Origin of the sequence: Roseomonas marmotae, assembly GCF_017654485.1 — a bacterium.
GTDB lineage: Bacteria > Pseudomonadota > Alphaproteobacteria > Acetobacterales > Acetobacteraceae > Pseudoroseomonas > Pseudoroseomonas marmotae.
In genome coordinates, this window is sequence record NZ_CP061091.1 from 3,380,603 (window position 1) to 3,407,276 (window position 26,674).

At 69.7% G+C, this 26,674-nt stretch carries 29 protein-coding genes; 10 read left to right on the plus strand and 19 right to left on the minus strand.

What is annotated here, in order from left to right:
* Positions 1-19 precede the first annotated feature (19 nt).
* A complete protein-coding gene (locus IAI58_RS15955) occupies positions 20-1,600 on the plus strand; it encodes an alpha-amylase family glycosyl hydrolase (protein ID WP_207444885.1) in 1,581 nt (526 codons plus the stop codon).
* Here the strand turns inward: IAI58_RS15955 and IAI58_RS15960 are convergent.
* Complete coding sequence (locus IAI58_RS15960; protein ID WP_207444884.1) at positions 1,597-2,088, minus strand: Mut7-C RNAse domain-containing protein; 492 nt, start codon at positions 2,086-2,088, stop codon at positions 1,597-1,599. The genes IAI58_RS15955 and IAI58_RS15960 overlap by 4 nt on opposite strands.
* 278 nt (positions 2,089-2,366) lie before the next feature.
* Here IAI58_RS15960 and IAI58_RS15965 point away from each other — a divergent pair, with 278 nt between their 5' ends.
* Positions 2,367-2,852, plus strand: a complete 486-nt coding sequence (locus tag IAI58_RS15965) for a hypothetical protein (RefSeq protein WP_207444883.1) — start codon at positions 2,367-2,369, stop codon at positions 2,850-2,852.
* 21 nt (positions 2,853-2,873) lie between these two features.
* On the opposite strand, the gene IAI58_RS15970 is transcribed toward IAI58_RS15965, so the two are convergent.
* Positions 2,874-3,731: an aspartate dehydrogenase gene (locus tag IAI58_RS15970; RefSeq protein WP_237182875.1), complete on the minus strand. Its 858-nt coding sequence runs from the start codon at positions 3,729-3,731 to the stop codon at positions 2,874-2,876.
* 83 nt (positions 3,732-3,814) lie between these two features.
* On the minus strand, positions 3,815-4,720 hold the full coding sequence (locus IAI58_RS15975; protein ID WP_207444882.1) for an AraC family transcriptional regulator: 906 nt from the start codon (positions 4,718-4,720) through the stop codon (positions 3,815-3,817).
* Positions 4,721-4,891: 171 nt separating this feature from the next.
* Between IAI58_RS15975 and IAI58_RS15980 the strand changes: the two genes are divergently transcribed.
* The 3 genes from IAI58_RS15980 to IAI58_RS15990 are packed head-to-tail and all read left to right on the plus strand — an operon-like array spanning position 4,892 to position 7,026.
* On the plus strand, positions 4,892-5,626 hold the full coding sequence (locus tag IAI58_RS15980) for an SDR family oxidoreductase (protein WP_207444881.1): 735 nt from the start codon (positions 4,892-4,894) through the stop codon (positions 5,624-5,626).
* Positions 5,626-5,988 (plus strand): Atu4866 domain-containing protein, encoded by a 363-nt coding sequence (locus IAI58_RS15985; RefSeq protein WP_207444880.1) that lies wholly within the window; start codon positions 5,626-5,628, stop codon positions 5,986-5,988. Before IAI58_RS15980 ends, IAI58_RS15985 begins: the two co-directional genes overlap by 1 nt.
* Positions 5,989-6,015: 27 nt before the next feature.
* Positions 6,016-7,026: an alpha/beta fold hydrolase gene (locus tag IAI58_RS15990; protein ID WP_207444879.1), complete on the plus strand. Its 1,011-nt coding sequence runs from the start codon at positions 6,016-6,018 to the stop codon at positions 7,024-7,026.
* Here IAI58_RS15990 and IAI58_RS15995 read toward each other — a convergent pair.
* Positions 7,023-8,102, minus strand: coding sequence for a glycosyltransferase family 2 protein (locus IAI58_RS15995; protein ID WP_207444878.1), 1,080 nt, complete (start codon positions 8,100-8,102; stop codon positions 7,023-7,025). The genes IAI58_RS15990 and IAI58_RS15995 overlap by 4 nt on opposite strands.
* A 149-nt stretch (positions 8,103-8,251) precedes the next feature.
* Between IAI58_RS15995 and IAI58_RS16000 the strand changes: the two genes are divergently transcribed.
* Together IAI58_RS16000 and IAI58_RS16005 are read left to right on the plus strand one after the other, a co-directional pair.
* A complete protein-coding gene (locus tag IAI58_RS16000) occupies positions 8,252-9,385 on the plus strand; it encodes a DUF4336 domain-containing protein (protein ID WP_207444877.1) in 1,134 nt (377 codons plus the stop codon).
* A gap of 74 nt (positions 9,386-9,459) precedes the next feature.
* Entirely contained in the window at positions 9,460-10,575 is a 1,116-nt protein-coding gene (locus IAI58_RS16005; RefSeq protein ID WP_207444876.1) for a hypothetical protein, read from the plus strand.
* 4 nt (positions 10,576-10,579) lie between these two features.
* Here the strand turns inward: IAI58_RS16005 and hemW are convergent, their stop codons facing one another.
* From hemW to IAI58_RS16060, 11 genes are all read right to left on the minus strand, one after another.
* The gene (gene hemW, locus IAI58_RS16010) at positions 10,580-11,752 is read right to left on the minus strand and encodes a radical SAM family heme chaperone HemW (protein WP_207444875.1); all 1,173 of its coding nucleotides are present in this window, start codon (positions 11,750-11,752) and stop codon (positions 10,580-10,582) included.
* A gap of 47 nt (positions 11,753-11,799) precedes the next feature.
* Complete coding sequence (locus IAI58_RS16015) at positions 11,800-12,255, minus strand: helix-turn-helix domain-containing protein (RefSeq protein ID WP_207444874.1); 456 nt, start codon at positions 12,253-12,255, stop codon at positions 11,800-11,802.
* A 149-nt stretch (positions 12,256-12,404) separates the two neighbouring features.
* Positions 12,405-13,925, minus strand: a complete 1,521-nt coding sequence (gene lnt, locus IAI58_RS16020; protein ID WP_237182876.1) for an apolipoprotein N-acyltransferase — start codon at positions 13,923-13,925, stop codon at positions 12,405-12,407.
* A 97-nt stretch (positions 13,926-14,022) separates the two neighbouring features.
* A complete protein-coding gene (locus IAI58_RS16025; RefSeq protein WP_207444873.1) occupies positions 14,023-14,919 on the minus strand; it encodes a hemolysin family protein in 897 nt (298 codons plus the stop codon).
* Positions 14,916-15,455, minus strand: coding sequence for an rRNA maturation RNase YbeY (gene ybeY, locus IAI58_RS16030; RefSeq protein ID WP_237182112.1), 540 nt, complete (start codon positions 15,453-15,455; stop codon positions 14,916-14,918). Before ybeY ends, IAI58_RS16025 begins: the two co-directional genes overlap by 4 nt.
* Positions 15,452-16,540 (minus strand): PhoH family protein, encoded by a 1,089-nt coding sequence (locus IAI58_RS16035; protein WP_207444997.1) that lies wholly within the window; start codon positions 16,538-16,540, stop codon positions 15,452-15,454. The genes ybeY and IAI58_RS16035 overlap by 4 nt, the downstream gene beginning before the upstream one ends.
* Before the next feature lie 47 nt (positions 16,541-16,587).
* Positions 16,588-17,964 (minus strand): tRNA (N6-isopentenyl adenosine(37)-C2)-methylthiotransferase MiaB, encoded by a 1,377-nt coding sequence (gene miaB, locus IAI58_RS16040; protein WP_207444872.1) that lies wholly within the window; start codon positions 17,962-17,964, stop codon positions 16,588-16,590.
* Between the two features lie 224 nt (positions 17,965-18,188).
* Positions 18,189-19,127 carry a lysophospholipid acyltransferase family protein gene (locus IAI58_RS16045; protein WP_207444871.1) on the minus strand — a complete coding sequence of 313 codons (939 nt, stop codon included), beginning with the start codon at positions 19,125-19,127 and terminating at the stop codon, positions 18,189-18,191.
* A 95-nt stretch (positions 19,128-19,222) separates the two neighbouring features.
* Positions 19,223-20,023 (minus strand): GNAT family N-acetyltransferase, encoded by an 801-nt coding sequence (locus IAI58_RS16050; protein WP_207444870.1) that lies wholly within the window; start codon positions 20,021-20,023, stop codon positions 19,223-19,225.
* Positions 20,020-20,508: a Fur family transcriptional regulator gene (locus IAI58_RS16055; protein WP_237182138.1), complete on the minus strand. Its 489-nt coding sequence runs from the start codon at positions 20,506-20,508 to the stop codon at positions 20,020-20,022. The genes IAI58_RS16050 and IAI58_RS16055 overlap by 4 nt, the downstream gene beginning before the upstream one ends.
* A 228-nt stretch (positions 20,509-20,736) precedes the next feature.
* The gene (locus IAI58_RS16060; RefSeq protein ID WP_207444868.1) at positions 20,737-21,180 is read right to left on the minus strand and encodes a Ros/MucR family transcriptional regulator; all 444 of its coding nucleotides are present in this window, start codon (positions 21,178-21,180) and stop codon (positions 20,737-20,739) included.
* A 149-nt stretch (positions 21,181-21,329) separates the two neighbouring features.
* On the opposite strand from IAI58_RS16060, the gene IAI58_RS16065 reads away from it, so the two are divergent.
* Complete coding sequence (locus IAI58_RS16065) at positions 21,330-21,572, plus strand: sulfurtransferase TusA family protein (RefSeq protein WP_208775993.1); 243 nt, start codon at positions 21,330-21,332, stop codon at positions 21,570-21,572.
* On the opposite strand, the gene rimI is transcribed toward IAI58_RS16065, so the two are convergent.
* Together rimI and tsaB are read right to left on the minus strand one after the other, a co-directional pair.
* Positions 21,547-21,996, minus strand: coding sequence for a ribosomal protein S18-alanine N-acetyltransferase (gene rimI, locus IAI58_RS16070; protein ID WP_207444866.1), 450 nt, complete (start codon positions 21,994-21,996; stop codon positions 21,547-21,549). The two genes, IAI58_RS16065 and rimI, sit on opposite strands and share 26 nt — an antisense overlap.
* On the minus strand, positions 21,993-22,658 hold the full coding sequence (gene tsaB / locus IAI58_RS16075) for a tRNA (adenosine(37)-N6)-threonylcarbamoyltransferase complex dimerization subunit type 1 TsaB (RefSeq protein ID WP_207444865.1): 666 nt from the start codon (positions 22,656-22,658) through the stop codon (positions 21,993-21,995). The genes rimI and tsaB overlap by 4 nt, the downstream gene beginning before the upstream one ends.
* A gap of 108 nt (positions 22,659-22,766) precedes the next feature.
* On the opposite strand from tsaB, the gene IAI58_RS16080 reads away from it, so the two are divergent.
* Both IAI58_RS16080 and IAI58_RS16085 read left to right on the plus strand, forming a co-directional pair.
* Positions 22,767-23,594, plus strand: coding sequence for an ABC transporter substrate-binding protein (locus IAI58_RS16080; RefSeq protein WP_207444864.1), 828 nt, complete (start codon positions 22,767-22,769; stop codon positions 23,592-23,594).
* Positions 23,595-23,703: 109 nt separating this feature from the next.
* Complete coding sequence (locus tag IAI58_RS16085; protein WP_207444863.1) at positions 23,704-24,774, plus strand: NAD(P)H-dependent flavin oxidoreductase; 1,071 nt, start codon at positions 23,704-23,706, stop codon at positions 24,772-24,774.
* Positions 24,775-24,826: 52 nt separating this feature from the next.
* Here the strand turns inward: IAI58_RS16085 and IAI58_RS16090 are convergent, their stop codons facing one another.
* Positions 24,827-25,843, minus strand: coding sequence for a Bug family tripartite tricarboxylate transporter substrate binding protein (locus IAI58_RS16090; RefSeq protein WP_207444862.1), 1,017 nt, complete (start codon positions 25,841-25,843; stop codon positions 24,827-24,829).
* A 69-nt stretch (positions 25,844-25,912) separates the two neighbouring features.
* The gene (locus IAI58_RS16095) at positions 25,913-26,671 is read right to left on the minus strand and encodes an SDR family NAD(P)-dependent oxidoreductase (protein WP_207444861.1); all 759 of its coding nucleotides are present in this window, start codon (positions 26,669-26,671) and stop codon (positions 25,913-25,915) included.
* Positions 26,672-26,674: the final 3 nt, after the last annotated feature.

Genomic DNA, 26,674 nt, shown 5'->3' on the forward strand with positions numbered 1-26,674 from the left:
GGCAGAAAAGGTTTTAGGCATGGATGAGCTGGCATGGTGGCAGCGGGGCATCGTCTACCAGGTCTATCCCCGCTCCTTCCAGGACAGCGACGGAGACGGCGTGGGCGACCTGCGCGGCATCGCGCGGCGCCTGGACCATCTGGTGGAACTGTGGGTGGATGCGCTCTGGCTCTCGCCCATCCAGCCCTCGCCCATGGCGGATTTCGGCTATGACGTGGCGGATTACTGCGGCGTGGACCCGATCTTCGGCAGCCTGGAGGATTTTGATCACCTGCTGGCCGAGGCGCATGCGCGCGGCCTGCGCCTCATCCTGGACTTCGTGCCGAACCACAGCTCGGACCAGCATCCCTGGTTCCTCGACAGCCGCGCCAGCCGCCACAGCGGGAAGCGTGACTGGTATATCTGGCATGACCCGGCGCCCGATGGCGGCCCACCCAACAACTGGCTCAGCCATTTCGGCGGAAGCGCCTGGGAATGGGACGGGGCGACCGGCCAGTACTATCTGCATTCCTTCCTGAAGGAGCAGCCGGACCTCAACTGGCGCAACCCCGCTGTGCGGGAGGCGATGTATGACGTGCTGCGCTTCTGGCTGAACCGTGGCGTCGATGGCTTCCGCGTCGATGTCATCTGGCTGTTGATCAAGGACGACCAGTTCCGTGACAACCCGCCCAATCCCGGCTGGGCGCCGGGCCAGTCCTCCCACGACCGTCTACTGGACCTCTACACGGCCGACCAGCCGGAGGTGCACCAGATCGTCGCGGAAATGCGGCAGGTTCTGGAAGACTACGAGGAGCGCCTGTTGGTTGGCGAGGTCTATCTGCCGGTCGAGAGGCTCGTCGCATATTACGGGCATGAGCTACGCGGGGCGCATCTGCCCTTCAACTTCCAGCTGATCCGCGCGCCCTGGAGTGCCGGGGACGTGGCCCGCATCATCAGTGACTACGAGGCCGCGCTGCCGGCGGGCGCCTGGCCCAACTGGGTGCTGGGCAATCACGACCAGTCCCGCATTGCCACGCGGGTCGGCCAGGCGCAGGCCAGGGTGGCGGCCATGCTACTGCTGACGCTGCGCGGCACGCCCACGATTTACTATGGCGAGGAGATCGGCATGACCGACCTGCCGATCCCGCCAGAGCTGGTGCAGGACCCCGCCGAGAAGAACCAGCCGGGCATCGGCGTCGGCCGCGACCCCGAGCGGACGCCGATGCCCTGGGATGCCTCGCCCCATGGCGGCTTCACCACCGGGCGGCCCTGGCTGCCGACTGGCCAGCCGGAGGTGAACGTGGCGGCCCTGCGGGCACAACCGGATTCCATCCTGGCGCTGTACCGCCGGCTGATCGGGCTGCGCCGCTCCAGCCCGGCCCTGGAGGCGGGCGGGATCGGCAATGTGGCGGCATGGGACAATGTGCTGAGCTTCAGCCGCTTCCTGAACGGGCAGCGCCTGCGCATCCTGCTGAACATGGGCGACATGCCGCGGGAGGTTCCGGCGCCACATGGCAGGGTGCTGCTCTCCACCAGCCTCGCGCCGCATGCAGGCCCCAGCGGCGGCATGCTGCGGCTGGCGGCGAATGAGGGCGTGGTGCTGGAGGAAGCGCCGGGCTAACCCGCCTCCGCCGCCAGCCCGCGCCAGCTCAGCAGCCGCTCGGTGATGCGGCGGGCATGGCTGCCGGGCCAGTAGAAGCGGCCGCAATGCGGGCAGGCGCGGAAAGGCCCCGGTAGGTCGCGCGCCCGCGCCGGCATGCGTGCGATCTCCTCCGCCGTCGCCGGACGCAGCGCCGTATTGTCCAGCATACAGCGGGTGAAAGGCGCGAAGGTCCAGTCCAGCCCGAGCTCCCGCGCCAGTTGCCGGGCATCCCGGTCCGGCTGGTCGCCTGTCAGCAGCACTGCGCGCGCCACCGCCCCGGCCGCCCGTACCAGCCGTCGGTCGCGTGAGAGCAGCACGCGCCCCTCCCGCCTGCTTAATTCGATCAGCACGGCATCGGCCGTCCCGGGCGGGGCCAGGGCAGTATCGTGGCCGGCGGCGCGCAGCATGCGGGCGAACCCAGCCAGCATTTCGTCGCAGAGCAACCTCGCGGTTCCGGGCTCGGTCATGAATCGCAGCGTCCTCGGGGCCGTTCGGTAACGTCCGGAAAGGGTCTTCCGCTGCCCTGCCGCAGGGTGCCGATTCTCTCGTTGTCGCCTTGAATTCAAGGCAATTATTCCCACATACACCACACGTCCGGGATGAGGACAAAACGGGAACAGTCACTTAGCTCCCGAATCCTCGCCAGGCTCAGGCTTTGTATAAAACAGCAAATACGATCAGCAGCTCTGGCCAAGCCAGCGCGGTCGCGGATGCTGTTTTTCCCCCGCGTCCGGCAAGGTGTCAGATGTCAGAATATTTTCCTACAGAAGACGTACGCACGCTCTGGTACGACCGGCGTGCGCTGGTGCTCGGCAAGCTGCGGGAAGCAACGGCACCGCTGCGGGCCGAAGGGCTGGAAAGCCGTGAAGGCAATGGCTGGCAGCTCTGGTCTCAGCTCGGCCGCTGGGCGGTCGATACCACCACTGGCGTGCCCTACAGCAGCGCCGATACCCTGCTGGTGCTGGAGCGTGAGATGCGTGTGACCGGCTTCGGCCCGGGCAAGCCAGCCTTCCGCGAGATCCGGGTGGAATTCGAGCCGGGCCGCGCGGTGCTGACCGAAGCAGGGCGGAATGCCGTGGCTGAGGCTTCCGACAACCTGTTGCGCTTCCTGCGGGAGGGACCGGAGGTCAGGATGGGCACCAATGGCCGCCCGGTGAAGCGCCAGCCGCGCCGCCCGACGAAAAACGCGCTGGCAGCCCGCGCCAGCTACGCCAAGGCCGTCGGGCACTGAGGCCCGCCGGCCGGGTCCGGCTCACACCACCAGCGGCAGCACGCGGTTCAGCACTTCCCGCGCCATGCTCAGCCCTGCCGTCAGCGAGGTCTTGGGGTTGGTGGGGGATGGCCGCCCCTCCAGCCGGATGGTGAAGTCGGCCGCCGCCGAGCGCACCGCTACCTCATGCAGGTTGCGGTTGATGGTGGGGTCGGCCACCAGCCGCACCCGCGTCGCCTCGAAGCCGGCGCCGGCCAGCGCCACCGTGGCGGCGACATTGGCATTCTGTGGATAACGGATTGCCGCCTCCCGCGCCGTGCCGTCGAAGAAGATGGCAGGCTCCGCCAGGGTGGCGAGGTCGAGCAGCGCCTCGGCCGGGGTGCCCTTCCAGGCCAGGGGCGGCTTGCGGCCGGTATAGGTCACTTCCTCCAGCCTCGAGAGCCTGGCCGCCACCAGGGCGTCGATGCCGCCCACCGCCCCCGGCGGCAGCACCAGCCGCGCCCCGGCCCGCGCGGCGGCCTGTTCCAGCCCAAGGCGCAGCGCCTCATCGGCCAGGGCACCGATGGAAATCACCGCAAGCTCAGCACCGGTTTCCAGCACCGCCACGCCATGCTCCCGCACGGCACCTTGGCCGGCGCATTCGGCCACGAATTGCGGAGCATCGGCCAGGAAGGCCGCGCGTTCCGTCCGTACCAGCCGGGCGGCAGCCAGGGCATCGCCATGGCGCGCCAGCAGCGCCTCGGCCTTCCCCGCCGAACGTCGCGTGGCCAGGATGGTCACAGCCTCCAGCGGCGCGGGCAGCCCCCGCGTGACGGCGTCCAGCAGCGTCTCCGTCATGCCGCCGGCGCCGATGATGCCCAGGCGGCGCAGCCTGCCCGCACCGGATAAGCTGTTGCTCACGCGATCCCTCCCGCATTCCACTGGCCACTCAGGGACTCTCCCGCCCCGCGCAGCCCGGCGCAACCGCCTGCGGCGCCGGCGCCTCAGACCGGCCCGGTCAGGCTCGCATCCATGCCGCGCAGCCTGGCCACGTCACGCGCCGGGGGCGCACCGAACAGCCGCTTGTATTCCCGCGTGAACTGCGAAGGGCTTTCATAGCCGACCTCGTAGCTGGCGCTGGCGGCATCCAGCGCCCGCGCCACCATCAGCCGCCGCGCCTCCTGCAGCCGCAATTGCTTCTGATACTGCAGCGGGCTCATGGCCGTGATGGCCTTGAAAGCGTGATGGAGGGCGGAAGGGCTCATCCCCACCTCATCCGCCAGGCGGGCGATGCGGATGGGGGCCCTGTAGTGCCGCTTCAGCCAGGCGATGGCCCGGTTGACCTGCCGCAGCGCGCCGCCGGTCGCGGTCAGATGCCGCGCGGCCTCCCCCTGCGCCCCGGTCAGCAGCCGGTAGTGAAGTTCCCGCAGCGCCAGCGGCGCCAGCACGGGAATGTCGCGCGGCTGGTCCAGCAGCCGTGCCAGCCGGAAGACCGCTTCCAGGATCTCCGGTGTGGTGGGGCTGAGGAAGAGGCCGGGCCCCGGGGCGCCCGCGGGTGGCTGGCGGATGCCGGCCTCCTCCATCAGCGAGACCAGGATCGCCGGGTCCAGGTCGATGCGGAGGCAGAGATAGGGGGTGGCGGCCGAGGCCTCCACCACCGTGCCCACCACCGGCAGGTCGGTGGAGACCATCAGATACTTGGCGGAGTCATAGGCGTAGATGTGTTCGCCCAGCGCCACCTGCTTGGCGCCTTGCACGATCACGCAAACGGCGGGCTCATGCAGCGTGTGCAGCGGCTCGGTCGGATGCGCCATGCGGATCAGCCAGAGAGACGGGATCGGCGTGGCATGCACCCCGTCATCCGCCGTGTGGCGCAGCATCAATGCCGTGAGAGAAGGCAGATCGGACATGGGGTCTCCTTCCATCCTCTGCCTCCCACGGTGGCGCCGGCTGTGCAAGCGCCACCGCCGCCCCTCCGCCTGATGTGCAGGATCAGGCAAGCATTCCGCAGCATCGGTCTACTGCCCGATCCCCGAGCCACGCCAGACTGCCGCCTGTTCAACGAACGAATGGAGAGAGCGATGACGGACAGTATGAACAAGGTGGTTCTGGTCACCGGCGCCAGCAGCGGCATCGGCGCGGCGATCGCGGCCGAACTCGGCCGTGCCGGCGCCACGGTGGTGATGGGCGCGCGCCGGCTGGACCGGCTGCGGGATCTCGCCGGGCGGATCGAGGCCGCCGGCGGCACGGCGCGCGCGCGCCTGCTGGATGTGACCTCGCGCCAGGATGTCGCGGATTTCGCCGCTGCCGCGCTGGAGGAATTCGGCCGCATCGACGTGCTCGTGAACAATGCGGGCGTCATGCCCCTCTCCCCCCTGCGGTCGCTGAAGACCGAGGAATGGGACCGCATGATCGACGTGAATATCCGCGGCGTTCTGCATGGCATCGCCGCCGTGCTGCCGGTGATGGACCGGCAGGGCCATGGGCAGGTCATCAATATCGCCTCGACCGGCGCGTACAGCGTCTCCCCCACCGCCGCCATCTATTGCGCCACCAAATACGCGGTGCGCGCCATCACCGAGGGGCTGCGGCAGGAAAGCACGAAGCTGCGCGTGACGCTGGTCTCGCCCGGGGTGGTCACCTCCGAACTGGCGGACAGCATCAGCGACGAGGCCGCGCGCGATGCCATGCGGGCGTTCCGCCAGGTCGCCATCGAGCCGGAGGCCATCGCGCGCGCCGTGCGCTTCGCGATCGAGCAGCCGCAGGATGTCGATGTCAGCGAGCTGGTGGTCCGCCCCTCGGCCAGTCCGCTGTGATGCGCGAGGTCCTTCTCGGCGGCGCGGTGCTGGCCCTGCTGGCCGCCACCGCCGCCCTTCCCCATCACGTGGCTTCCGCACAGAGCGGCACCCGACAGGAGGCAGGCATCATGGCCGACCATCCCTATACTGGCATGTGGGTCACGTCGGACCGGCATGTCCGCCAGGAACTGCTGCCCAATGGCCGCTACGACGAGGCGCGAGGCCAGCGGCAAAGCGCCTACCAGGGCCGATACGAGGTGCGGGGCAGCCGTGTCCTCTACTGGGACGATACCGGCTTCACGGCGGATGGCGAATTCCGCGATGACATCCTCTACCACGGTGGCATGATCTTCTACCGCGACGGCCAGGAACCTCGCTGAGCCGCCGCAGGGAACGGGAGAGAGCGCATGAGGGACTGGCCGACAGAAAGCGGGCGCTTCAGCCTGGGCGACGTCACGCTGCAATCCGGCGCCGTGCTGCGGGATGCGGTGCTGAGCTGGAAGACGCATGGCACCCTCTCCCCCGCGCGGGACAATGTGGTGCTCTATCCCACCAGCTACGGCGCACGGCATCCGGACCTGGAATGGCTGATCGGGCCCGATAGCGTGCTGGACCCGACCCGCCGGTTCGTCGTGCAGATCGACATGTTCACCAACGGGCTCTCCTCCAGCCCCTCCAACACGCCGGACTGGCCGGGGCTGGTGACGGCATGGGACAATGTGCATGCCCAGCGCCGCCTGCTGCGCGAGCTCTGGGGCATCCAGCGCCTGCATGCCGTCTATGGCTGGTCCATGGGCGCGCAACAGGCCTATCACTGGGCAGCGACCTTCCCCGAGGCCGTCTCCCGCATCGTGGTGAATTGCGGCAGCGCCCGCACCGCCACCCATAACCAGGTCTTCCTGCGGAGCCAGATGGCGGTGCTGGAGGCCGCGCCCGAGCATCTGGGCGATGGCCGCTTCAGCGCCCAGCCCGGCGCCGCGCTGCGGGCCTTCGGCCGCGTCTATGCCGGCTGGGCCATGAGCCAGGACTGGTATCGCGCCGGGCTGCATCTGGCCGGCGGCGCGCCGGACCTCGATACCTATCTGCGGACGGAGTGGGAGGAGCGCTATGCCAACCGCCCGGCCGCCGACCTCTACTGGCAGTTACGGACCTGGGATGCCGGCGATATCAGCCGCGACCCACGCTATGGCGGCGATCTGGCCAGGGCACTGGCAGGTATCGAGGCCCGCGTGCTGCTGATGCCCGGCTCCATGGACCTCTATTTCCGCGTGGCGGACAACGAGGCGGAGCTGCCGCATCTCCGCTATGCCGTGCTGCGCCCCATCCCCAGCATCTGGGGCCACCGCGCCGGCAACCCCACCGCCAATCCGGAGGATGCCGCTTTCCTGAAACGGGAAGTGCGGGCCTGGCTGGATTAGTCACGCCGCCGGAACGCGCCCCGCGCGACCGCCACCCTCCCCCTGCGGGCAAGCCCGATGGCGAGGGAAGCCAGGATATCGCCCGGCGACGGGCGGAACCCCTGCCGCAACGCCGGCCGCGATCCAAGCCGGCGCAGGAAGGCAGGATGGCCGGAGCGCAGGCCGGCCCGTATCACGCGCCACCAGACGCGGCTGGCATGCGCCTCGATTTGCAGACGGTCTGCGGGATCCGGCGCATGGGCAGCGCAGAAGCCCTCCAGCATCCGCTCCAGCACAGCGCCGAGCCGGTCCAGATCCGCGGCCTCGGTCACGGGCCGGCGCTCGGACAGGTGGCGGATGATCAGCCGCGCGGCGGCTTCCGCGTCCTCGCCCAGCCAGGGCGCGATGGCCGGTGCCAGCACCTGCGCCGCGCCTCGCAGCATCCCCTCCGGCTCCGTCAGCGAGACGCTGCCCGCATGCGCGCGGTAGATGGTGAGCACTTCGTCCAGCCTTGCGACCCCGCCCAGCGGCAGCAGCCGGTGATAGAGGTCGAAATCCTCCGACAGCCCCGGCCGCAGAAAGACGCCCAGCGTGCGGATGGCGTCCGCGCGCAGCATCACGGAAGAAAAGGTCAGGGGATTATCGACATGCAGCATCCAGCGTAGCAGCAATGGTGTGCTGCCGGGCGCATGATCCGTCTGCCTGAGCCTGCCGTTTTCCAGGATCCGGATCTCGCTGCCGACCAGCACGATACCGGGATGGCGGTCGAGAAACGCCACCTGCACCGCCAGCCGCTCCGGCCGGCAGAGATCGTCATGGTCGAGGATGGCGAGATACTCGCCCCGGCAGAGGGAGAAGCCGAGATTGCGCGCCCCGGCCGCGCCCAGGTTCCGCTCCGCATGGATGACGCGCAGCCGCGGATCCCCGATCCCCGCGAGGATCTGCCGCGTCCCGTCGGTGGAGGCATCGTCCACCACGACCAGCTCGAAATCGGTGAAGCTCTGGGCGAGCAGGCTCTCGATGCTCTCGCGGATATGCCGCGCGCCGTTATGCACGGCCATCAGCACGCTGACGCGCGGTGCCCCTGCTGCGGTCATGCCGGATATCCTGTGATGCGGATGGCGCCTCTCCCGGCTCTCCTCATCCGGCAGGATAGGGCGATGGTCCCGGACAGGAAACCGGCACCGAGGCATCCATCCCGCCCCTGGCACGTTGCAGAATCTCCCATACCGGCCGGGAGCGCCTGATGCTGATCTCCACCCGCCTGCATGGCGTGATCGACTATACCGTGGCCGCACTGCTGGGCGGGCTGGCCGCGTGCCCTGCCGTGCCACGCTCGGTGCGGAGGCTGCTCGGCGGCGCCGGCGCTTATCATGCGGCCTATTCGACCGTCACGGACTACGAAGGGGGCACGAAGCCGCTGCTGAGCATGCGCGGGCATCTGGCGCTGGATGCGCTCGGCGGCGCGGCACTGCTTGGCGCGGGCCTGTTGATGCGCCGCCAGCCGCCGGCTGCGCGAGCCCTGCTGATCGGCACCGGGCTGCTGGAACTGGCGGTGGTCTCCGCCAGCAGCACGCATCCACGCAGCGGGCCCGGCCAGGGCCATGGCCTACTGGGTCGCCTCTTCGACCCCCATTCGGCCTGGGCCGAGCGCGCCAGCTACCCGCCGCTGAATACGCCGAAGCCGGTGGCAGAGGATCTCTTCATCGTCGACAGCCGGCTGCCCGGCACGGCGGGCATGATGGTGGCCGCCCGCATGACGGTCATCCGCCTGCCGGATGGCGACCTGCTGCTGCATTCCCCCACCCGCTTCAGCCATGCCTTGAAGCGCGAGTTGGAAAAGCTGGGCCGCATCCGGCATCTGGTGGCGCCGAACATCGCCCACTGGATCTTCCTAAAGGAATGGCAGCAGGCCTGCCCGGAGGCCATCACCTGGGCCGCGCCGGGGCTGCGGAAGCGGCGGCAGGTGCGCCGATCGGGCCTGCGGCTGGATTACGACCTGACCAGCGGAACCCCGGATGCCTGGGAGGACGCCATCACCCTCGTCACCCTGCCCGGCGGTATGGACTTCCACGAGACGGCGCTGTTCCACCGCCCCAGCCGCAGCCTGGTCCTGACCGACCTGGTGCTGAACCTGGAGGAGCGGAAGCTGCCGCCGCTGGTGCGGCCCCTGGCGCGGCTCTTCGGCATCCTGGCGCCGGATGGCATGCCGCCGCCTTACCTGCGCGCCGTCATTCGCATGCGGCAGGAGGCCGCCGCACATGCCGCCGAGCGGATGCTGGCCCTGCAGCCGGAACGCGTGATCTTTGCCCATGGCCGGTGGTTCGAACATGACGGCGGCAGCGCGCTGCGCCACTCCCTGCGCTGGCTGCTGCGCTGAGGCCGCCGCGCCAGCGCCTTGCCATGGCGCCGCCCAGGCTTTAGGCAACCGGCCGGGCACAGCGAGGAGCCGGCATGGACGCGACGCCGCGCAAGGTCACGACGCCGATCGTCATCTTCTCCTTCGACCGCCCGCACTACCTGCGCCGCTTCTGTGAATCCCTGCGGGCCCAGCAGGGCGTCGAGCTGAACGAGCGGCGCATCTACATGGTGCAGGACGGCGCCGTCTCCCCCCGCTCCGGCCTGCGCTACGCCAGCGATGCGGTGCTGGAGGAATGCACCGCCATCTTCCGCGACATCTTCCCGCGCGGGCAGGTACTGGCCAGCCGCGAGAACCATGGCATCGCCTTCAATATCCGCCGGGGTGAGGCGCTGGTCTTCGAGACCCTGGAATCCGACCTCGGCTATTTCTTCGAGGACGACCTGGAGCTTGGCCCGGCCTATCTGCTGATGATGGAGCGGCTGAAGGATGCGGTCGCCGGCCGCCCGGAGGTCGGATACTTCGCCGTCTATGGCGAGCATCGCCGCCCCTCCGACCCCGCCGCGCCGAAGCTGGTCTGGCTGGACCACCACTGGGGCTTCGCCCTGCGGCGGGATGCATGGCAGCGGATCAGCCGGTGGCTGGAACCTTATTTCGATATCCTCGCCCGCAGCGACTACCAGCACCGCGACCACTATGCCGTCTTCCGCTTCCTGCAACGGCAGGAGATGGCGATCGACCGCTCCTCGCAGGATGCATTGAAATCGGTCGCGGCGGCGCAACTGGGCCTGGTGCGCGTGATGACCGACCTCTGCTTCGGCCGTTACATCGGCGAGAAGGGCGCCTCCTTCAATCCGGAGCGGTACCGGGAACTGGGCTATGACCGCATCCCGCTGATCACCCGCACCGACATCGCCCTGCCGGAACTGACGGAGGAACGCGCCCAGTCCCTGCTGCAGGCGCAGCAGGAGCATTACCGCAGGTTCCGCGCGCGCGAATTCGATGCCTTCCTGGCCGCCTATGCCACCCGGCACTGGGAGGCCGACCGGCTGCTGAGCCGCGAGGATGTGGACGATCTCTATCGCCTGCTGCTGGACCGCCTGCCGGAGAGCGAAGCGGTCTATGAGCAGAATATCGGCCGCAACACCTTCCGCACGCTGCGCGGCGCCATTCTGAAGAGCCAGGAATACCGCGGCCGCAACCCCGGCTGAAGCCTCAGCGCAGCAGCGCCGGCAGCATCAGGTCCAGCCGCAGCCGGCCTTCCCAGGTGGCGGCCAGCCGGCCGTCGGGGCGCCACTCCAGGTAGCCCTCATCCAGGCAGGCGGTCAGCATGGCCGCGTCCACCGCCTGATCCAGCGTCCGGCCGGTGCGGCGATGCAGCCGCGCGGGGTCGATGCCCTCGGACAGGCGCAGGCCCATCAGCAGCGCCTCCCGCCCCCGGTCCTCGGCCGAGAGGGTTTCCTCATGCGTCACGGCATGGCCATCGGCTTCCACCCGCGCCAGCCAGGCCTCGGGGCCACGGTGGCGGCGGGCGGCATGCAGTTCCCCGCCCAGCATCAGCCGCTGATGCGCGCCGGCACCGATGCCGATGTAGTCGCCATAGCGCCAGTAGGCGAGGTTGTGCCGGCTCTCCGCCCCCGGCCGGGCGTAGTTGGAGACCTCATAGGCCTCCAGCCCGAAGCGCGCGGCTTCATCGCCGGTGGCGAAATAGAGCGCCGCCGCCTCGTCGCCCTCAGGCAGAACGAAGGCGCCGCGCGCATGCTCGGTGGCGAAGCGCGTGCCGGGCTCGATGGTCAGCTGGTAGAGCGAGAGGTGATCGGCGGCCAGCGCCAGGGCACGCCGCAGCTCGGCCCGCCATTCGGCCTCCTGCTGCCCCGGCCGGGCATAGATCAGGTCGAAGGACAGGCGCGGGAACAGGCCGCGCGCCGCCTCCAGCGCCGCGATGGCCTGGGCGGCATCGTGCCTGCGGCCGAGGAAGGCGAGTTGCCGGTCATCCAGCGCCTGCACGCCCAGGCTGGCGCGGTTGACGCCGGCGGCGCGGAATTCCGCCAGCCTCGCCGCCTCCACGCTGGTCGGGTTGGCTTCCAGCGTGATCTCGATATCCGGGGTGGGGCCGAAAAGCCGGGTGGCGTCGGCGATGATATCCGCCACCACCTGCGGCGGCATCAGGCTGGGCGTGCCGCCCCCAAAGAAGATGGAGGCCAACCGCCGGCGCTGCCCCGGCGCGTCCATGGCCAGCCGTTCGGCCTCTCGCGCCAGTTCCCGGCGCAGGGCCGCGCCGAAGCGGGCGGTGTCCACCTGCTCCCGCACATGGCTGTTGAAGTCGCAATACGGGCATTTGGCCGCGCAGAAGGGCCAGTGCACGTAGAGGGCGAGAGGTTCGGTCATGGCGGCGGCCATATGTGGCCGCGCGGCCACCAAGTCGAGCGGGGCTGTTATTCTGTGGGCGCCAGGCTCTTGATCAGGTCGAAGACGCGCTTGCGTACCGCCGGCTCGCTGATGCGGTAATAGGCCCGCACCAGCTCCAGCGTCTCACGCCGGTTCATGTTGTCGTCTTCGAAACTGTCCTGCTTTTCGGCGAAGCCGCCGGCCAGACGCTGCCGCATCATGCTGCTGCCGCCGCCCATGGCGCCGGGCATGTCGTCGAAGAAGAAGCCGATCGGCACATCCAGGATGCGGGAGAGGTCGAAGAGCCGGCTGGCACCGATGCGGTTCACGCCACGCTCGTATTTCTGCACCTGCTGGAATGTCAGGCCCAGGGCCTCGCCCAGCTTCTCCTGGCTCATCCCAAGCAAGGTGCGGCGCAACCGTACGCGGCTGCCGACATGCGTGTCGATCGGGCTCGGTCGATGTTCCTTCTCGGTCCGCTCGGCAACCTCTGAACTGGCCATGACTCGTTCAACCTCCGGTAAGGTCGTCTTGAAGGAGTTGGACTGGCGCTCCGGACCTCACGTATCCTTGAATCTTAGGGTTGCATAAGGAAGAGGTCAACTCTTTCGAGAATTTCCAAAGATTGAGACAACCCCTCTCGTCCCACCATTCAAACCTGCCGGCCTCTCCCCTTCATCAGACCCAGCAGGAGTGCGAAAGCAGCCAGAAAGGCCGGAATCCAGGCACCAAGCCAAGCATAGGGAGTGGGAGGCAGCGCCGGCGGCAAAGGTGCTAGAATGCTGCCCATTTCCCCAAGACCCAGGCGAGCCGCAACCCTGCCGTGTGCATCCATGACGGCCGATATGCCGGTCTGGGCGGCGCGCGCCATGGGCAGCCCCTCCTCCACCGCTCGCAGCCGGGCCGCGGCCAGATGCTGGTAGGGGCCTGCGGAATAGCCGAACCAGGCATCATTGGTGACGTTCAGCATCCATCCCGGCCGTGCCTCCGGCACCACCGCCCCGGGGAAGATGACCTCGTAGCAGATCAGCGGGCTGAAGGCCGGCAGGCCCGGCACCGTCATGCCCACCGGCCCGGGCCCGGCGGAGAAATCGACACCGCCCTGCACGATGCGAATCGGGACCAGCCCGCGCAGCGGCATGTATTCGCCGAAGGGCACCAGATGCGCCTTGTCGTAGACGCCCAGCAGCGCCGCATCCGGCCCGACGGCAGAGAGGCTGTTGAAGACCTGCCGCAGCTGGCCCTCCTGCCCCCATTCCGCCCGCACGGAGCCGGCCAGCAGCACCCCGCCGGGCGGCAGGATATCGGCGACGTAGCGTCGCGCATCGGAGTCGTTGGGCAGCAGGAAAGGGCTGGCCGTCTCCGGCCAGATCACGGCGAGCGGGGCACCGGTGGGGGCCTTGGCCACCCCCTCCCGCGTCAGTTCCAGATAGCGGCGGAAGATGGGCATCCGCATCTCCTCCCGCCACTTGGCCTCCTGCTGTACATTGCCCTGCACCAGCAGCAGGTTCACGCCGGGCGCGGGAGGCTGCGGCTGCGCCATCCGCCAGGCGCCGAAGCCGCCCAGCGCCAGGAGCGCCACCGCTCCGCCGGCCATGGCCCGCCGCCCCAGCGCGGGCAGCCCGGCCAGCAGCATCGTGGCCAATGAGAGCCCATGCGCCCCCACCAGCGCCGCGCCCTGCAGCGGCAGCGCATCGAAGGCCCAGACAGTCCCCAGCAGGTTCCAGGGGAAGCCGGTGAAGAGCAGACCGCGCAGCATTTCCATCAGTGCCCAGGCACCGGACAGGGCCAGCCAGCGCCGCCAGCCCGGCGCCGCGAACCAGGCCAGGATGCAGGCCAGGGCGATATAGATGGCCAGCGGCAAGGCCAGCCCGGGCACGGCGACGGGGATCAGCCAGCCCCAGCGCCAGGGGTCGGTCAACAGGGCATGGCTGATCCAGTAGAGGCCGGCGATGTGGTGCCCCATGCCCCAGGCGAAGCCCAGCACGCCCGCCCGCTTCCAGCTGCCTGCGCCATCCAGCAGGGCCAGCAGCCCGGGCACCGAGATCAGCAGCAGTGGCACCAGATACAGCGGCGGCAAGGCCAGCGCCGCCAGCAGGCCCAGGCCGAAGGCCGCGAACACGGCCTTGCGGCCGCTCAGGCGCCGCAGCGCCGGCAGGAAGGAAAATCTCACGGAATAGGGCGCCGTTCCAGCAAGCAGGGTATCGGAAGACTTGATGTGGTCTGCGAAGCGCAACGGCAAGCCTAAGCCCGGCGTTGCGCCCGCTCCCTCATTCCGCCGCCGTCTTCGCGGCCGTGATGCCGGGACGGCGCACCCGCAGCCGGCGGATACGGCGCGGATCGGCCTCTAGCACCCGGAACTCCAGGCCGGAGGAATGGGAGACCAGCTCCCCCTTCGCCGGCACGCGGCCGGCCAGGGTGAAGACCAGCCCGCCCACGGTATCGATATCCTGGTCCCGCTCGTCATCCGTCAGCACGGTGCCCAGCCGCTCCTCGAACAATTCGATCGGCGTGCGGGCATCCAGGTCGATCAGCCCGTCCGGGCGCTCGACGATCTGCGGCGGGCGGTCCTCGTCATGCTCGTCCGAGATATCGCCGACAATGGTCTCCACCAGGTCCTCGATGGTCACGAGGCCGTCGATGCCGCCGTATTCATCCACCACCAGCGCCAGATGCATGCGCGCCTGCCGCATCTGCAGCAGCAGGTCCAGCACGGGGACGGAGGGCACCACGAAGAGGGGCCGCCGCAGCACCGCCGCCATGCTGAAGGGCGCTTCCCGGCCGACGCTCGCGAAGACGTCCTTGATGTGGACCATGCCGACCACATCGTCCAGCTGCTCCCGATAGACGGGGAAGCGGCTGTGGCCCTCCCGCTGGATCAGGCGGATGGCCTGCTCCAGCGTCAGATCCTCGGGCATGGCGACGATATCGGCGCGGGGGATCATGACATCCACGGCGGTCTTGCCGCGCAGCTTCAGCACATTGGTCAGCAGGGCGCGTTCCTGCGCGTCCAGCTCGGGGATGGGCACCGCCCCGCCCTCGCTGGCATGGTATTCACGCCCCTCCACCAGGGCTTCCACCTGGCCGCGCACGGTGTCGTTGCTCTTCTTGCGCAGCAGGCTTTGCAGCCGCCACAGCAGGCCGTCCCGGGGTTCCGTGCCGCTCATGTCGCCCCTCGCCAGGGGTTGGGCAGGTTCAGGCGGCGCATGATCCGCGCTTCGGCCTGTTCCATGCGCCGGGCCTCGCCGGCCTGGAGGTGGTCATGCCCCGCCAGATGCAGCGTGCCATGCGCCACCAGATGCGCGAGATGCGCGGCGACACGGCGTTTGTTCGCACGCGCCTCCCGCCGCACGACGCCCAGCGCTAGCGCGATATCGCCCAGATGCCCGGGCATCTCGCCCGGGAAGGACAGCACGTTGGTGGGTTTTACCTTGCCCCGGTGGTCGGTGTTCAGCCGCTTCACGGCGGCATCGTCGGCCAGCAGGACGGTAAAGCCGCCCTCGGCCTCCAGCCCCGCCTCGGCCCAGGCGGCCAGCGCGGCGCGGCGCGCCACTTCCTCGACCCGTGGCACAGCCGCGCGCCACCCTGGGGCGGCGACGATCACCTCGATCTCCGGCCCCTGGGCGTCTTCCCCGAGGGCACCTTCATCCGAAAGCCCGACCGCGACAGTGCGGCCGGGCGGTCTACTTCCCGGTTCCATCATTCTCCTTCCTGCCGCGGCGGAACATCCCCGCCACGGCGCCCGGCGCGGAGGGCTGGGCCACCTCTCTGGCCCGCCGCCCCCTGCTCATCCGCCCGGTTATACGCGGCGACGATGCGCGCCACCAGCGGATGCCGTACCACATCCTGCTCGGCGAAGCGGGTGATGCCGATGCCCTGCACCCCGTTCAGCACCGCCAGGGCCTCGACCAGCCCCGATTTCTGCCCGGACGGCAGATCCACCTGGGAGGGGTCGCCAGTCACCACCATCCGCGTCCCCTCACCCATCCGGGTCAGGAACATCTTGATCTGAGCAGGGGTGGTGTTCTGCGCCTCATCCAGGATGGCGAAGCAATGGGCCAGCGTCCGGCCACGCATGAAGGCCAGGGGCGCTATCTCGATCTCGCCGCTGGCGATGCGCCGGGCCACCTGGTCGGCCGGCATCATGTCGTGCAGCGCGTCGTAGAGGGGGCGGAGATAGGGATCCACCTTCTCCTTCATGTCGCCGGGCAGGAAGCCCAGGCGCTCGCCCGCCTCCACCGCCGGGCGCGAGAGGACGATGCGGTCCACGCGGCCGGCCATCAGCAGCGCCACGCCCTGCGCCACGGCGAGATAAGTCTTGCCGGTGCCGGCGGGGCCGATGCCGAAGACCATCTCATGCCGCTGTAACTGGTCCATATAGCCGGCCTGGGCGGCGCTGCGTGGCCCGATGGCACCCTTGCGGGTGCGGATGGCCGGCAGGTCCGGCAGCGGCAGCCGCGGCTCCGAGGCATCGGCCTGGGCCGCCTTCGCCGCGCTCTCGGAGAGCCGCAGCGCCGCTTCCACCTCGGCGATACCAATCGGGTCGCCCCGCTCCAGCCGCTTCCAGAGGCTCCTCAGCGCCACCTCCGCGACCCCGGAGGCCTCCGGCGCCCCGGTGATGGTCAGCCGGTTGCCACGGCTGGCCAATCGGACGCCGATGCGCTGCTCGATCTGCGCCAGGTGCCGGTCATGCTCTCCGTAGAGCAATGGCAGGAGCGCATTGTCATCGAATTGCAGCGTGACGGTGCGAGCGGCGGAAACGGTATCACCCATCAAGGGCCGGTCCATGCTGCGAGGGTTGGCGGGGAGCGTGGTCGGGGCGGTGCGGGAGAGGCTCAAGCGAGGGCAAGCTCCTTCTGATCCAGCAGGATGGCGGAGAGGGAATTGGGGAAGCGCTCGACGATCCGCACCCGCGCCGTCGTCCCGATGAGGGACGAGGGCCCGATGGCGTGGAGGGGTTGCAGCCAGGGGGTGCGGCCCATCACTTGGCCGGCATGGCGGCCGGGATTGGTGAAGAGCACCTCGCATTCGCGGCCGACGCAGTCCTCGTTGAAGGCATCCTGCTGCTGCCGCAGCAGGGCCTGCAATTCCTGCAGCCGCGCATCCTTCACATCCTCGGCCACCTGGAAGGGCTGGCCGGCGGCGGGGGTGCCGGGGCGCTGGGAATACTTGAAGGAATAAGCCAGGGCGAAGCCCACCTTCTCCACCAGCGCCATGGTGGCGGCATGATCCTCCGCCGTCTCGCCGGGATGGCCGACGATGAAGTCGGAGGAGAGCGCCATGTCCGGCCGCGCCGCCCGCAGCTCATCGGCGATGCGGTAGAAGAGGTCGGCCTTGTGGCCGCGGTTCATGGCCGCCAGCACGCGGTCCGAGCCGCTCTGCACCGGCAGGTGCAGGAAGGGCATGAGCTGCGGGATCTCACCATGGGCGCGGATCAGCCCGGCATCCATGTCGCGCGGATGGCTGGTGGTATAGCGGATGCGCGGCAGGTCCGGCAGCTCCGCCAGGGCATAGAGCAGCCGCGTGAGGTCCCAGGTCGACCCGTCCGGCGCCTCGCCATGCCAGGCATTCACGTTCTGGCCCAGCAGCGCGATCTCCCGCGCCCCGCCGGCCACCAGCCGCCTGGCCTCCGCCATGATGGCGGCGACAGGCCGGCTGAACTCCGCGCCCCGCGTATAGGGGACGACGCAGAAGGAGCAGAACTTGTCGCAGCCTTCCTGAATGGTCAGGAAGGCCGTCGGGCCGGAGGGGGCCGTGCTGTCCGGCAGGTGGTCGAATTTCTGCTCGACCGGGAAATCGGTGTCGATCTGCGCGCCGGCGGCACGGGCGGCGCGGGCCACCATCTCCGGCAGGCGGTGATAGGTCTGCGGCCCCAGCACGATATCCACCCAGGGGGCGCGCGTCGTGATCTCCTTGCCCTCCGCCTGCGCCACGCAGCCGGCCACGGCCAGGACCATCTTCTGCCCGGCCTCGGCCTTCGCTTCCTTCATCACCCGCAGCCGGCCCAGGTCGGAGAAGACCTTCTCCGAGGCCTTCTCGCGGATGTGGCAGGTGTTGAGGATGACCATATCGGCCTCCTCCGGCGTCTCGGCGGGGCCATAGCCCAGGGGCGCCAGGACATCGGCCATGCGGCCGCTGTCATAGACGTTCATCTGGCAACCCCAGGTACGGATGAAAAGCCGCTTCCGAGGCGGCACGGCGGTATCGGTCATGGTATGAAAAACCCTGGCGCGGCAAAGCCCGGCACCGTCCCTGCACCGGGGCCACCCATCAGCAGGGCGGCGGCGAAGGGCGATGTGCGACGCGCGGTGGTCCAGGTCAAGCGAAGCCTGTCCTGGAAGACCGCCGCCCGTAAGGGGAATCGAGCCGGTCCATCTCGTTACAGTTGTGGATGGAGGGTCGTGGGGTCAAGCCAAACCGGCGTTCCCGGACCCTGTCATGCATTCTTCACCGGGGGCGGCAAAGGCCGCGCCGGGCGGCCCTGACGCAGTGCCGCCGCGCCCTCCGCCACCACCTTCTCCACCGCCGCCGTCAGCGCCTTTCGGTTGGGGAAGTCCCGGGGATCCATCGGCTCATGCAGCAGCACCGTCACCCGGCCGCCGGAGCGTCGCGCCAACCGCCAGAAATGCGTGCCGATATCCATGTCCCCATACCAGGCGAAGACCGCCCTGTCGCGCCGAACCGCCGGCAGCCCGCCCAGCTGGTCATAGACGACGGAGACCGGCTGCACGAGTGTCGCGGCCCCCGCCACTGCCAGGAAGGAGGAGCGGAAGGGCAGCACCCGGCTGCCGTCGCTGCTCGTGCCTTCGGGGAAGAGCAGCAGATTGTCGCCGGCGGCGAGGCGCGCCTGCATTTCCGAGGCTTCCTCCCCCGTCCGGCCCCGGGTGCGGCTGACATAGACGGTGCGGCCGAGCCTCGCGACGATATTGATGCCGGGCCAGCTGCCGACCTCGGCCTTGGAGACGAAGGGCGCCTGCAGAACGGCGCCGAGCACCGGGATATCGAGCCATGAGGAATGGTTGGAGAGGAACAGCACCGAGCCCCTGGCGCCCGCCCCCTGGTCCACCCGCTGTCCGATCACCCGCACCCGCAGCCCGAGGATGCGGCAGAGGACGCGGTGATAGAACCCGCCGAACAGGATCTTGCCCCGGCCTGCCCCGGTGAGCCCGGGGATCATGACCAGCACCGCCTGCACAGGGATGCAGAGCAGGGTCCAGCAGATCCCCAGCACCAGCCTCACGCTGGCCCGCAGCCTGCTGCCGCGCGAGAGCGGCGAATCATCCGGCATCCCTACCAGCAGCGGGCGGCGGGCGGCGGCGCCCTCCGCGGCGGAAAGGGTCGGCGAGCCATTCTGGGAGCAGGTTGCGGCCGTCATGCCATCAGCGATACCGGAGCCGCGACGACGCCACAATGAGGCAGACAGACCGTCTGCGCCTCAGCCATGCGCCGGTCCTTGGCCGCGCCAGGCGCTCAGGATACCTTGCTGCGCTCGAAGTGCCGGAAATACTTGTCGGTGACGAGTTCCGTCATCACCACCACGCAGACATCGGTGGTGTTGAACTGCGGGTCGATCACCGCGCCATCGCCGACGAAGCCGCCGAGGCGCAGATAGCCCTTCACCAGCGGCGGCAGGTCCGCCAGGGCGGCGCGGCGGTCGATCTGCGCGGGGTCCATCCGGTCCATCCGCACGAAGCGCTCAGGCACCGCGCGCGGGCGCAGTTCTCGCGGCGCCAGATGCTCGGTATGCAGATAGGTCAGCGGCATGGCCAGGGTATCGGGGTCGGTGCCCGGCAGGCTGGCGCAGCCGAACATCACCTCGATATTGTGCTTGGCGATATAGGCGGCGATGCCGGCCCAGAGGAGCTGCATGCTCGGCCGCCCGCGATAGGCCGCATCGACGCAGGAGCGCCCGAGCTCCAGCACCGGGCCGGGGCGCGAGGTCAGCGGCGTCACGTCGTATTCGCTGGCCGAGTAGAAGCCGCCGACCTTCGCCGCCGCCTCCCGCCGGATCAGCCGGTAGGTCCCGACGACGGCGGAGGCGCCCTCACCCAGGTTGTGGTCGAGCACCAGCAGATGGTCGGCCACGGGGTCGAAGCTGTCGCTGTCGCGCCGGGCGGCGGCGGTCTCCGCATCGGCATGGGCCCCCATCTCCTCGTAGAAGATGCGGTACCGCAAAGCCTGCGCTGCCTCCACCTCCTCGTCCGAAATGGCGATGCGGACCCCCAGATGACCAGCCCGGAGCTCGCCGAAGCCGGCCTCCGGATCGATCATGCCGCCCCTCCGCCTTCAGGGCCTTCGCCACCGTCCCCGGCGGAGCCGGCCGGCCTGCGGGGGCGGCCGCGCGCGGCGGGGGCGGCATCCTCCCGGCGGCCGAAAAGCTCCAGCCGGTGGCCGATCAGCCGGAAGCCGAGGCGGGAGGCGATGGCCGCCGCCAGGGCCTCATGCTGCTCGTCCGAGAATTCGATCACCCTGCCGGAATCCACGTCGATCAGGTGGTAGTGGTGGCCATGATCGGTGGCCTCGTAGCGGGCGCGGCCGCCGCCGAAGTCATGCCGCTCCAGGATCCCCTTTTCCTCCAGCAGCCGCACCGTCCGGTAGACGGTGGCGATGGAGACACGGGAATCGAGCGCCAGGGCGCGCCGGTACAGCTCCTCGACATCCGGATGGTCCACCGCCTCGGAGAGCACGCGCGCGATCAGCCGGCGCTGGCCGGTCATCTTCAGCCCACGCTCGACACAGAGACGTTCGATCCGCATCGGGTCGGGCACGGGCTGGTCTTGAGCGACGGCGTGGGCCGGAGCGGTTCGGGAGGGTGCGGGGCGGGTGTCCATGCGCGTGGTTCGGTAGCTCCTGCGCCGGGGCCGCCTGGCCCCCGCGTAGCCGGCGGGTTGAGTGCCATCATAACCCTACCGAGGCAAGCCGCGCCACCCGCACCCGCCACCGGGCTGCTGCCCGGCGGCCGGCGCGCGGCGCGGCCACGACGGTCAGGCGGCAGCCGCGCGCCGCTGGCGGCCCGAACGCGGCTTGGTGCCCAGGCCGATCTTCTTGGCCAGGGAGGAGCGATGCTTGGCGTAGTTCGGCGCCACCATCGGATAGTCCGGCGCCAGGCCCCAACGCTCCCGATACTGTTCGGGCGTCATGTCATAGGCGGTCTTGAGGTGGCGCTTCAGCATCTTCAGCTTCTTGCCGTCCTCAAGACAGACGAGATACTCGTCCGTCACCGACTTCTTCACGGGCACAGCCGGCTGCGGCCGCTCGGCCACCGGGGCGGCCACGGGCGCAGCCCCGCCGAGGCTGGCCAGGGTGCGATGCACCTGCTCGATCAGCGAAGGCACTTCCGGCAGCGCCACAGCATTGTTCGAGACATGCGCGGCAACGATCTGCGCCGTCAGTTCCAGCAGATCACGCCCAGCCTGTTCTTCGGCCATCGCACCGCCTTTTCATTATCTCTGGATGTTTGGACATCGCCAGCGACTTGCAACGCTGGCCTTATGCAGCTTATCTGCTTTGACGCAGTTTCCGCAACTGCCTTCTCGAATAATTCCTGCCTTATTACAAACCAAAGCAAGAACAACGCATGGATGAATCGCCCGACCGTCAGATCGATATCACAACCGAGACTTGTCCCATGACCTTCGTCCGCACCCGGCTGGCGCTGGACCGCATGGCCCCTGGGCAAGTGCTTGAAGTATTGATGAAAGGCGAAGAGCCCTGCCTGAACGTGCCCCGCACCGCCCGCGAGCAGGGCCACGAGATACTTTCGCTCTCTGAGGAACGGGGAGGGCTGACGCGCCTCAGGCTGCGGAAAGGCAGCGGCTGAGCACCAGCGCGTCGCTGCCATCCGCATAGTAACGCCGCCGCAACCCGACCTGCGCGAAGCCGGCCCGCTCGTACAGCGCCCGTGCCGCGGTATTACTGTCAGAGACTTCCAGAAACATGACCTCCGCGTCGCGCAGTCTGGCTTCGTCTATCGCCGCCAGCAGCAGCGCGGCAGCCAGGCCCCGCCGTCGGGCGGCGGGCGCCACGGCCAGCGTCAGCACCTCCGCCTCCCCCGCCACCGCCCGGGCCAGGATGAAGCCCTGCCCCGCCAGGCCGAAGCCGAAGGCGCCTTCCAGGCCCAGCATCAACGCGATGGCATCCGCTCCCCAGGCCTCGGCGGGCGGAAAGGCACTGGCATGCAGCGCCGCCAGGGCCGGCGCATCCGCCTCCCCCAGCGGTTCCGGTAGCGGCGCCGCGGAGGTCATGCCTGTGGCGGCACCCGCACGGCCGGCGGCTCCACATAGAGCGGCAGGGCCGGCAGCGGCGGCAGGCGGCCGGCCAGGCGCAGCGCCGCCACGGCTGCCGCATCCGCCGCATCGGGCAGGCGGTGCCCGCTATCCTCGGCCGCTACGCCGCGCGCGGCCAGCGCCGCCAGCGCCATCTCCACCGCGTCGCCCGCCAGCAGCGGCACGACACCCTCCGGCAATTCCTCGGGCGCCAGGGACTGGGGCGGCCCCATGGCGGTCTCGGCGCCCGGCGCGAATCGCTCCAGCAACAATCTCCCGCGCCGGGTATCGACGCAGGTCCAGACCTCGCGCCCCTGGCGCTGCGCGGGCGACAGGCCAGCCGCCAGGGCCTCCCCGCTGGTCACGCCGATGGCGGGGCGGCCGATCGCCAGGGCCAGCCCCTGCGCCAGCGCCAGCGCGGCGCGCAGCCCGGTGAAGCCGCCCGGCCCCACCACCGCCGCCACCGCGTCCAGCGCCTCCGCCTTCATCCCCGCCTGCCGCAATACCTGCTGCGCCAGCCCGGGCAGCAAGGTGGGCTGGCCGCGTGCGACATCGACCCCGGCGCGTGCCAGGATGCACCCATCCGCCCATACCGCTGCCGAAGCCCTTGCAAGGGCGCCATCAACCACCAGAATCCGCATGGCGCCGGCCATAAGCCGCCATGCCCCACAAGTCCACCGCCGCGTGAGGCCGGTCACAGCCGGCCTCACGCGGCGGTGGCGATGGTCAGACGATTGAGGACTTCCGCCATGCTACGCCGCCTCCTGCTCCCGGCCCTCGCCGCCGCCCTGCTGCTCGTCCCGCCGCTGGCACAGGCGCAGCAGCGCAGCATCACCGTCGCCTCCACCACCTCCACCGAGCAGTCCGGCCTCTTCAGCCACATCCTGCCGGCCTTCACCAAGGCCACGGGCATCCAGGTGCGGGTGGTGGCGCTGGGCACCGGCCAGGCGCTGGATGTCGGGCGGCGCGGCGATGCGGATGTCGTCTTCGTCCATGACCGCGCGGCGGAGGAGAAGTTCATCTCCGAGGGCTTCGCCACGCGCCGCTACCCCGTCATGTACAACGACTTCATCCTGGTCGGCCCCTCGGCCGACCCCGCCGGGACCAGGGGCAGCGACATCGCCGCCGCGCTGAAGGCCATCGCCGGGAAGAAGGCGCCCTTCGTCTCGCGCGGAGATCGTTCCGGCACCCATGCGGCGGAGCTGCGGCTATGGAAGGAGGCGGGCATCGACCCCTCCACCGGCCAGGGCAGTTGGTATCGCGAGATCGGCCAGGGCATGGGCCCGGCGCTGAACACCGCCGCCGCCTCCGATGCCTACCTGCTCAGCGACCGCGGCACCTGGCTCAGCTTCCAGAACCGCCAGGACCTGCGCGTCCTGACCGAGGGCGACCGGCGCCTCTTCAACCAGTATGGCGTGATGCTGGTGAACCCCGCCCGCTTCCCGCATGTGAAATCCGCCGAGGGACAGGCCTTCATCGACTGGCTGGTCTCGAAGGAAGGGCAGGACAGCATCGCCGCCTATCAGATCGATGGCGAGCAGCTCTTCTTCCCCAATGCCGATGACCCGAACAGCTGAGCCTCCAGAGGGCGCGCGGCCCTGACGCGCGCCTCCCTCCGCGGCGCCGGCGGCGGAGGGAGGGAGCGCCGGTGCCGATCCGCCGGCAGCGCCCCCAGGAGAGACATCCATGACATCCGCCCGGCCCCATGACCTGCCCGGCCTCCTCGGCATCGAATGGCCCATCATCCAGGCGCCGATGGCCGGGGTTTCCTCCCCCGCCCTGGCGGCGGCGGTATCCGAGGCCGGCGGGCTTGGCTCGCTCGGGGCCGGGGCCAGCGACGCGGCTGGCACGCGGGCGATGATCGGCGCGGTGCGCCAGCGCACGCGACACCCCTTCAACGTGAATCTCTTCTGCCACCGCCCCGCGCAGGCCGACGCGGCGCGGGAGGCGGCCTGGATCGAGCGGCTGCGGCCGCAATTCGCGCAGTTCGGCGCCAGCCCGCCGCCACGGCTGCGCGAGGTCTACAAGAGCTTCGTCGAGGACGACGCCATGCTGGCGATGCTGCTGGAGGAAAAGCCGGCCGTCGTCAGCTTCCATTTCGGCCTGCCGCCGGAGGCGCGCGTGCGGGCGCTGCGGGAGGCCGGCATCATCCTGCTGGCCTCCGCCACCAGCCTGGCCGAGGCGCGGATGGCGGCGGCGGCCGGCATGCATGCCATCGTCGCCCAGGGCTACGAGGCTGGCGGGCATCGCGGCATCTTCGATCCGGAGGCTGGCGATGAGCGGCTGGGAACGCTGGCCCTGACGCGCATCCTGGCGCGTGGCCTCGACCTGCCGGTGATCGCCGCGGGCGGGATCATGGATGGCGCGGGCATCGCGGCGGTGCTGCGTCTCGGCGCCGGCGCGGCGCAACTCGGCACCGCCTTCATCGCCTGCCCGGAATCCCTCGCCGATGACGCCTATCGCGCCGCCCTGGCCAGCGAGGCGGCGCATCATACCACCGTCACCCCTGGCATATCCGGCCGCCCGGCGCGCTGCCTGGACAACCGCTTCACCGCCATGCTGGCGGATGTGCCGGACAGGGAGATTCCGGCCTACCCCATCGCCTATGATGCCGGGAAGGCGCTGAACCAGGCGGCCAGGGCAGCGGGCGAGGCAGGCTTCGGCGCGCAATGGGCAGGCCAGGGCGCCCCGCTGGCGCGGGCCCTGCCGGCCGCGGAACTCATGGCCGCCCTGATCGCGGAGATGCGGGGCGGGTAGCTGGATGGCGATCGCCGCCCGCTTCACGCGGGCGGCGATCAGGCAGGCCGGATCAGTCGGCCGTGGCGCCGGAGGCCTTCACGATCGGCACCCAGACATCGACTTCGTTCTTCACATATTCGGCGAAGCGCTCGGGCGTGTAGTCGCGCATGGCGGGGGTGCCCATCTCGCTCAGGCGCTGCTGCACGGTCGCGTCGCCCAGCGCCTCGTTGATGGCGGCGTTCATGCGCTCGACGATGTCGCGCGGCAGGCCGGCGGGGCCGAAGATGCCGTACCAGGAATAGGCCTTGAAGCCGGGCAGGCCCACTTCCGCCGCCGTCGGCACATCCGGCATCAGGTTGGAACGCTCATCCGTCGCGACGAACAGCGTCTTGACCTGGCCTTCCTTGTGGTAGGGCAGCATCAGGCTGGGAATGTCGCTGTTGAACTGCACCTCGCCCGCCAGCATGGCCGTGAAGACCTGCCCGCCGCCACGATAGGGGACATGCACGGCCTGGGCGCCGATGCGCTGCAGGAAGCTGGCGGAAGCGAGATGGCCGCTGGAGCCGACGCCGCTGCTGCCATAGGAGAACTTGTTGGGGTTCGCCTTCAGCTGCGCGATCCAGTCCGCCGTGTCGCGCACCTTCAGGCCATTGGTGGTGACGCTATGGCAGATCGGGATGAAGTTCGTCGGCGCGACGGCCGTCAGATCCTTCACGGGATCATAGGGCAGCTTGCTGTAGAGCCCCGCCGCGATACCCGTGGAGGACAGCGTCGCCAGCACGAAGTTGTAGCCATCCGGCGCGGACTTCGCGACGAAGTCGGTGCCCAGCGTGCTGCCGGCGCCCGGGCGGTTCTCCACCACGATGGTCTGGCCCAGGATCTCCGACAGCTTCGGCGTCAGCAGGCGCATCGTGACATCGGTGCCGCCGCCGGGGCCGAAGGGCACGATGATGCGGATCGGCCGGTTCGGCCAGTTGCCGGTCTGCGCGCGCAGCACGGTCGGCATCATCAGCGTGGCGGCGGTCAGGCCCATCAGCCCCCGGCGCGAGGTGGCCGCCAGGCGGCGGTCGGCGAAGATCTTGGTCATGTGCTTCCGTTCCAACTCAGTCGCGGTGCGTCAGGCGTTTCCGCCGGCTCTGGCGGCCGGCCGTGACATTCAGAAGGAGCCGCCATTCACCGGCAGGATCTGTCCGCTGATGAACTTGGCGAGGTCGGAGGCGAAGAACATCGTCGCATCGGCGATGTCCTGCGCCTCCCCAAGGCGGCCGAGGGCGATGCCGGAGAGGGTCGCGCTGCGGCGCTCCTCGCTCATGCTGTCCCAGCCGCCCTGCTTGTCAGCATCCGTCAGCACCAGTCCGGGCGCCACAGTATTCACGGTGATGCCCCAGGGGCCGAGTTCCATGGCCAGCTGCCGCGTCAGCCCCAGCACCGCATGCTTCGACGTGCAATAGGCCTGGATGCGGGTGCGGGAGGGCCGGAAGGCCGCGCCGGAACTGATGTTGATGATACGGCCCGCGCGGGCGTGCTTCATGCCCGGGGCCGCGGCACGCACGGTGGCGAAGGTGGCGTTGACGTTCAGCGCCATGATCGCGTCCCAGTCCTCGTCGGACACGTCCTCGACCGGCCGGTGGTGCTGGCCCATCATGCCGCCCGCGTTGTTCACGAGGATGTCGATGGCGCGGCCGGCCTGCCGCTCCACATCCGCCACCCAGGCACCGGCCGCCGCACGGTCGGTCAGGTCCACGACGGCGGTGCGGATGGCCGTGTCGCGGGCGGTCTCGGCCAGGGCGGAAGCACTGATGTCCGTGGCATGGACCTCGGCGCCACGCGCGGCGAAGCTCTGCGCGATGGCGCGGCCGAAACCCATGGCGGCGCCGGTAACGGCGACGACGCGCCCCTCGAAGTCCAGCGTCATTCC

Coding starts and splice junctions, on each gene's coding strand:
- IAI58_RS15955 (WP_207444885.1), top strand. CDS start 20: ATGGATGAGCTGGCATGGTGGCAGCGGGGCATCGTCTACCAGGTCTAT.
- IAI58_RS15960 (WP_207444884.1), bottom strand. CDS start 2,088: ATGACCGAGCCCGGAACCGCGAGGTTGCTCTGCGACGAAATGCTGGCT.
- IAI58_RS15965 (WP_207444883.1), top strand. CDS start 2,367: ATGTCAGAATATTTTCCTACAGAAGACGTACGCACGCTCTGGTACGAC.
- IAI58_RS15975 (WP_207444882.1), bottom strand. CDS start 4,720: ATGTCCGATCTGCCTTCTCTCACGGCATTGATGCTGCGCCACACGGCG.
- IAI58_RS15980 (WP_207444881.1), top strand. CDS start 4,892: ATGACGGACAGTATGAACAAGGTGGTTCTGGTCACCGGCGCCAGCAGC.
- IAI58_RS15985 (WP_207444880.1), top strand. CDS start 5,626: ATGCGCGAGGTCCTTCTCGGCGGCGCGGTGCTGGCCCTGCTGGCCGCC.
- IAI58_RS15990 (WP_207444879.1), top strand. CDS start 6,016: ATGAGGGACTGGCCGACAGAAAGCGGGCGCTTCAGCCTGGGCGACGTC.
- IAI58_RS15995 (WP_207444878.1), bottom strand. CDS start 8,102: ATGACCGCAGCAGGGGCACCGCGCGTCAGCGTGCTGATGGCCGTGCAT.
- IAI58_RS16000 (WP_207444877.1), top strand. CDS start 8,252: ATGCTGATCTCCACCCGCCTGCATGGCGTGATCGACTATACCGTGGCC.
- IAI58_RS16005 (WP_207444876.1), top strand. CDS start 9,460: ATGGACGCGACGCCGCGCAAGGTCACGACGCCGATCGTCATCTTCTCC.
- hemW (WP_207444875.1), bottom strand. CDS start 11,752: ATGACCGAACCTCTCGCCCTCTACGTGCACTGGCCCTTCTGCGCGGCC.
- IAI58_RS16015 (WP_207444874.1), bottom strand. CDS start 12,255: ATGGCCAGTTCAGAGGTTGCCGAGCGGACCGAGAAGGAACATCGACCG.
- IAI58_RS16025 (WP_207444873.1), bottom strand. CDS start 14,919: ATGAGCGGCACGGAACCCCGGGACGGCCTGCTGTGGCGGCTGCAAAGC.
- ybeY (WP_237182112.1), bottom strand. CDS start 15,455: ATGATGGAACCGGGAAGTAGACCGCCCGGCCGCACTGTCGCGGTCGGG.
- IAI58_RS16035 (WP_207444997.1), bottom strand. CDS start 16,540: ATGGACCGGCCCTTGATGGGTGATACCGTTTCCGCCGCTCGCACCGTC.
- miaB (WP_207444872.1), bottom strand. CDS start 17,964: ATGACCGATACCGCCGTGCCGCCTCGGAAGCGGCTTTTCATCCGTACC.
- IAI58_RS16045 (WP_207444871.1), bottom strand. CDS start 19,127: ATGACGGCCGCAACCTGCTCCCAGAATGGCTCGCCGACCCTTTCCGCC.
- IAI58_RS16050 (WP_207444870.1), bottom strand. CDS start 20,023: ATGATCGATCCGGAGGCCGGCTTCGGCGAGCTCCGGGCTGGTCATCTG.
- IAI58_RS16055 (WP_237182138.1), bottom strand. CDS start 20,508: ATGCGGATCGAACGTCTCTGTGTCGAGCGTGGGCTGAAGATGACCGGC.
- IAI58_RS16060 (WP_207444868.1), bottom strand. CDS start 21,180: ATGGCCGAAGAACAGGCTGGGCGTGATCTGCTGGAACTGACGGCGCAG.
- IAI58_RS16065 (WP_208775993.1), top strand. CDS start 21,330: ATGGATGAATCGCCCGACCGTCAGATCGATATCACAACCGAGACTTGT.
- rimI (WP_207444866.1), bottom strand. CDS start 21,996: ATGACCTCCGCGGCGCCGCTACCGGAACCGCTGGGGGAGGCGGATGCG.
- tsaB (WP_207444865.1), bottom strand. CDS start 22,658: ATGCGGATTCTGGTGGTTGATGGCGCCCTTGCAAGGGCTTCGGCAGCG.
- IAI58_RS16080 (WP_207444864.1), top strand. CDS start 22,767: ATGCTACGCCGCCTCCTGCTCCCGGCCCTCGCCGCCGCCCTGCTGCTC.
- IAI58_RS16085 (WP_207444863.1), top strand. CDS start 23,704: ATGACATCCGCCCGGCCCCATGACCTGCCCGGCCTCCTCGGCATCGAA.
- IAI58_RS16090 (WP_207444862.1), bottom strand. CDS start 25,843: ATGACCAAGATCTTCGCCGACCGCCGCCTGGCGGCCACCTCGCGCCGG.
- IAI58_RS16095 (WP_207444861.1), bottom strand. CDS start 26,671: ATGACGCTGGACTTCGAGGGGCGCGTCGTCGCCGTTACCGGCGCCGCC.